Below are 5,091 nucleotides of genomic sequence, written 5' to 3' on the forward strand. Positions count from 1 at the left end.
GATCATATCACAATGGACCCGCTTCGTCTGGCCGCTCAAATTGTTTCTGGAATTGGTTTTTTAGGGGCGGGCGTCATTTTAAGAAAAGAAAATGACAGCATCTCGGGGCTTACAACAGCGGCTATTATCTGGGGAGCAGCAGGTATAGGCATTGCTGTAGGTGCAGGGTTTTATCCTGAAGCTATTACCGGAGTTGTACTGCTCATTATCAGCGTTGAACTTCTTCCCTTCCTTATTACTATTTTGGGGCCTAGGCAACTGCGCGAGAAAGAGCTTATTCTTCAACTCAAGCTGGCGGATAAGCACAATATCTTTGATACAACTAATAGCATTAGAGAAAAGAATATTACAATTAAAAATATTCGAATCAAAGATTTAGACACCAATGAATTGTATATACGAATGAAAGTGTCAGTTAATAACCAGCGCCCTACTACAGAAGTGTATTACGAAATTCAAAAAATCAGCGGTATTCGAAGCATTGAAGTTGAAAATGTATAAATAAAAAACGGCCAGTTGGCCGTTTTTTATTTGTATTTTTTAATCTGTTGTAAAAATTCCCGCTGTTTTACTAGAGACAGCCGGTATTGATCATCGATAATTTCTGTTAATAACTCATGTTTACGGCTCTTTGACACATTTAATCTGTGGATAAGAACTCTGCATTCATACAAAAACTGTGTATACTGTGTGTAACTCTCATCATAATTTGAGGATAAGTCTTCTTTGATTCGCTTTGTCAACAAAGGGCTAGCGCCATCTGTGGATATTGCTAGCGATAATCTCCCTCTAGAAAACTGTGCAGGAATTTGAATATTTCCATCGGAAAAACTGCTGGCCATATTAACCAACTGATCATTTTTAATATGCTGCTTAACAAACTTATTCACAGCTTGATCATTTGTAGCCACAACAATTAAAAAGACATTAAGTAAGTCTTCTTCTCCTACTTTTTTTCTTTTTACACGCAGCTGATCTTTAGCTTCCCATTCATTTATTTCAGCTGAAACAGTTGGAGCAACCACTGTAATGGCTGCTCCTTCTTGTAAAAAACCTTTAATTCTACGAGTTGCGATTGTTCCGCCCCCAACTACTAAGACCGAACGACCCTTTAAATCAAGCATAACGGTATACATCGTATTGATTTCCTTTGCTGGATAATAACGTTTTTACTTGGTGACTTAAAATGTGTGCAAGTCCATCATGATAACCTAGGTAGTTGGCTAAGATAAACTGCTGGGCATCTGTTGATAGCTGCTCCAATTCTTCCTTAATTTCGTTCATTAAAATACCGGTAAACAAAAGGTATGGAAGAACGAATACTTGCCTATACGAAGTTCGTTTAGCAAGGTGCAGGCCTTCTTTTAAATTAGGAGAAGCTGCAGCTAAATAGCATGTGCTCACTTCTTTAAAAGCACCTTTCCCTTTTAGCAGTTGAGCTATTTCGTTAAAATCTTTTTTTACAGCAGGATCACTGCTTCCTCTGCCGACCAACAATACCATCGAATCTTCATGCTTATCCACATTGGTTTCATTGATTCTCTCTACCAAGATATCAACAATTCGTTCGTCTACGCCGAACGGTTCTCCGTACAGCACCTCTACCTCGGGATAACGTTCATATACTTTGTGTATTTCTTCGGGTATATCATGCTTTGCATGCGCAGCTGTTAATAACAGAAGAGGCACAATTGCAATACGAGTAGCACCTTGTTCAATACATGCTTCAAATCCTTGTTCAATAGTGGGGGAAGCTAGTTCTAGGAAACAAACTTCTTGAATCGGTACATCTAGATTTTTTTTACATCTTTCAATAAAAGCAACTGCCTGATCAGCGCCTTCTTTTACGCGGCTGCCATGGCAAACATATAAAACTGCATCCATATAATCAACCTCTTTAGTAAGCTTCTTGTGCAAACGAATAGTAATGCTGTCCAGTCTTCTCAAACCAATTTAATCGGTCATGAAAATTCACAACTTCACCAACGATAATCATACTTGGATTTTCAATTTGTTCTTCTTTAACAATATCAACAATTGTACCAAGAGTTCCAGTTACAGTGCGCTGGTCCGCACATGTTCCCCAGTGAATCAATGCAATTGGCGTAGCTGAGGTTTTTCCGTGTTTCATTAACTGTTGGCAAATGTACGGTAAGTTCCGCACCCCCATATAAATTGCAAGAGTATCTACACCTTTGGCTAGGCTATCCCATTTGATTACATCATGCTCGCTATCTTTACGATGACCTGCTACAAAAGCAAAGCTTGCGCTGTATTCCCGGTGAGTGACAGGGATTCCTGCATAAGCAGCGGCTGCGATGCCTGATGTAATCCCTGGAACAATTTCAAATGAAATGCCCTGCTGCACGAGAGCTTCTGCTTCTTCCCCTCCGCGTCCAAAAACAAATGGATCTCCGCCTTTTAAGCGCGTTACAATTTTTCCTTTTTTAGCGAATTTCACTAAAAAGTTGTTAATTGTTTCTTGCTTGAGGGTATGGTAGTTCGGAAGCTTTCCGCAGTAAATGATATCTGCATCACTTTTAGCATACTCCAGCAGGTCCTTATTCACTAAACGATCATATAAGATAACATCTGCTTGCTGAATTGCTTTCAACCCTTTTAATGTAATTAAATCTGGATCTCCCGGTCCTGCACCGACTAGATATACTTTCCCCATGAATGCCTTTCACCCTTCCATCATTTCCACGTCTCCGCAGCGCTCCCACATTTTAATTTGAATTAGAACAGCGGACAAAGTCCGCTGTCATTTAGATAAATTTTCGGTTAGCTAAATATTCAATAACAGTTTGTACACATTCTTCTACAGACTGTGTGCTTGTATTAATTGTTAATTCAGGATTAGCCGGTGACTCATACGGAGAATCAATTCCTGTAAAATCACGAATTTCTCCGCTTCTTGCTTTTTTGTAAAGGCCTTTTGGATCTCTTTTTTCACATTCTTCTAACGGGCACTCCACGTATACTTCCAAAAATTCATTCCCCTCTAAGATCTCACGCACTTGAGCTCGGTCCTCTTGGAATGGAGAGATAAATGCTGTTAGTACCACTTGACCGCTGTCTACAAACAGCTTAGAAACCTCACCGATACGGCGAATATTTTCTGTACGATCTTCAGCAGAAAACCCTAGATTCTTATTTAAGCCGAAACGAACATTGTCACCATCTAATACATAGTTGCGAATATTTTTATCAAAAAGCGCTTTTGCCACTGCGTTTGCTACGGTAGATTTACCTGAACCCGAAAGACCTGTAAACCATAGTACAAAACTGTGATGATTATTTTGCTCGCGTCTTTCCTCTTTTGTAATTCCAGCATCATGCCACGTAATGTTTGTTGATTTGCTCACTTCAACCGCTCCTTATTTTGAAGATACTTTTTGTTTTGCTAATCCATTAATTAACACTTCAATTACTTCTTTACGGCTGAATGTGCTTGGTGGCACTTCTCCGTTACGAAGCATTTCACGTACCTTTGTTCCAGATAGAATCATATGATCTTCCTTGCTGTGAGGGCATGTTTTCGTTGATGCCATCGCTTCACATTTCTTGCAATAGAAGCTGTGTTCAAAGAATAAAGGTGTAATTCCTAATTCATCTGCTGTAAAGTTACTGAAGATTTTTTGTGCGTCATATGTTCCATAGTAGTCACCAACACCAGCGTGGTCACGGCCTACAATGAAATGTGTGCATCCAAAGTTTTTGCGAACCATTGCATGGAAAATAGCTTCTCTAGGTCCCGCATAGCGCATCGCAGCAGGGAAAACTGCTAAAGCTACACGATCGCTAGGATAATAGTTCTCTAAAAGTACTTCATAACTTTCCATACGGATATCTGCTGGGATATCATCTGACTTTGTTTCTCCTACAAGTGGATTTAAAAACAGGCCGTCTACAATTTCTAATGCCGTTTTTTGAATATATTCGTGCGCACGGTGAACAGGGTTACGAGTTTGGAATCCAACAACCGTTTTCCAACCGCGTTTTTCAAATGCTGCTCTTGTTTCAGTAGGATCTAGGTAATACTTTTCAAAACGCGTTTTAGGTGTACGTTCTACAAGTACGATTGGACCTGCTACATATACATTTGGGCGTTCCATCATTTTTTTCACGCCAGGATGAGCAAGTTCTGCCGTGCGGTACACGTTCTCCGCTTCTTTTTCTTTATGTGGGGTATATACTTCAGAAACTTCTAAAGCACCATACGTTACGCCGTTTTGAACAAGTTTTACTTTGTCGCCAATGTTTAATTCTTTAGCTTGCTCTTCTGTTACAGGAAGAGTGATAGGAATACTCCATACTGTTCCATCTGCTAAACGCATATTTTCAACAACTGATTGATAATCTTTTTCTCCTAAAAATCCTGTAATTGGGCTGTAAGCACCAATTCCAATTAGTTCTAAATCACTTAGGGCCATGTTATCTACTTCGATTTCTTTTGTTAGTGACGTGTAGTCATATGTTGGTTGATATAAATTAATTAATTCTCCACCGTGTGCTTGAATTGTTGTCATTTTGTAAAATCCTCCTTAAATAATTAACACAATATAATAAAAAGCACTTGAATCACGCAGTCATTTTTTCTTTTTCCGACTGCAAGCTTGCTCTTTTTCTTCTAGTCGCTCTAGCTAAGCTTAGAACACCTGCTGTGGCAATACATCCGCTAGCTAGCACCACAAATGAATATAAGTCGCTTTCAAGTACTAATTTCACAAGAACATATGAGATTACGAGTGAAAATACAGGGGAGACCACCCAAACCTTTAACATTTGAATGACAACTTCGCGCTGTTCTTTCGTGAATCCCGTTTTCGCTGCTCCTATTCCAATAATAGAAGACGTAGTGACCTGTGTAAGGGGTACTGGCAAACCAAACAGTGAAGCGACTGTGACAAGAGAAGCACCAGTACCCGAGATAATGCACCCTTCCCCTACAGAATAGCGAGTAATTTTTTTCCCGTTTGTTTCAATAACTCGGCCTCCTAGTAAAAGAGCTCCGAGCGCCACTGCCAATCCTCCTGCTATGACACCCGTTGTGGCATCCATTAATCCAGCTCCTACTAGAGGACTGAC

At 39.9% G+C, this 5,091-nt stretch carries 7 protein-coding genes; 1 reads left to right on the forward strand and 6 read right to left on the reverse strand.

Going from position 1 to position 5,091, the window contains the following annotated elements; genetic code table 11:
- The coding region (locus AC1DRF_RS16345; protein ID WP_477741162.1) for an MgtC/SapB family protein at positions 1–501 on the forward strand (501 nt) is incomplete at its 5' end.
- A 26-nt stretch (positions 502–527) separates the two neighbouring features.
- On the opposite strand, the gene AC1DRF_RS16350 is transcribed toward AC1DRF_RS16345, so the two are convergent.
- The 6 genes from AC1DRF_RS16350 to AC1DRF_RS16375 all read right to left on the reverse strand — a co-directional run.
- Positions 528–1,136 carry an NAD(P)-binding protein gene (locus AC1DRF_RS16350; RefSeq protein ID WP_043977187.1) on the reverse strand — a complete coding sequence of 203 codons (609 nt, stop codon included), beginning with the start codon at positions 1,134–1,136 and terminating at the stop codon, positions 528–530.
- Positions 1,117–1,884, reverse strand: a complete 768-nt coding sequence (locus tag AC1DRF_RS16355) for a sirohydrochlorin chelatase (protein WP_477741163.1) — start codon at positions 1,882–1,884, stop codon at positions 1,117–1,119. Before AC1DRF_RS16355 ends, AC1DRF_RS16350 begins: the two co-directional genes overlap by 20 nt.
- A 13-nt stretch (positions 1,885–1,897) precedes the next feature.
- Complete coding sequence (gene cobA, locus AC1DRF_RS16360; RefSeq protein WP_477741164.1) at positions 1,898–2,677, reverse strand: uroporphyrinogen-III C-methyltransferase; 780 nt, start codon at positions 2,675–2,677, stop codon at positions 1,898–1,900.
- Between the two features lie 91 nt (positions 2,678–2,768).
- Positions 2,769–3,368 (reverse strand): adenylyl-sulfate kinase, encoded by a 600-nt coding sequence (cysC, locus tag AC1DRF_RS16365; RefSeq protein ID WP_014457932.1) that lies wholly within the window; start codon positions 3,366–3,368, stop codon positions 2,769–2,771.
- A gap of 12 nt (positions 3,369–3,380) precedes the next feature.
- Positions 3,381–4,532 carry a sulfate adenylyltransferase gene (gene sat, locus AC1DRF_RS16370; protein ID WP_477741165.1) on the reverse strand — a complete coding sequence of 384 codons (1,152 nt, stop codon included), beginning with the start codon at positions 4,530–4,532 and terminating at the stop codon, positions 3,381–3,383.
- 52 nt (positions 4,533–4,584) lie between these two features.
- A partial coding sequence (locus AC1DRF_RS16375) for an inorganic phosphate transporter (RefSeq protein WP_477741166.1) occupies positions 4,585–5,091 on the reverse strand: 507 nt, incomplete at its 5' end.

The sequence above is a fragment of the Priestia sp. P5_B4 genome, from assembly GCF_056400385.1.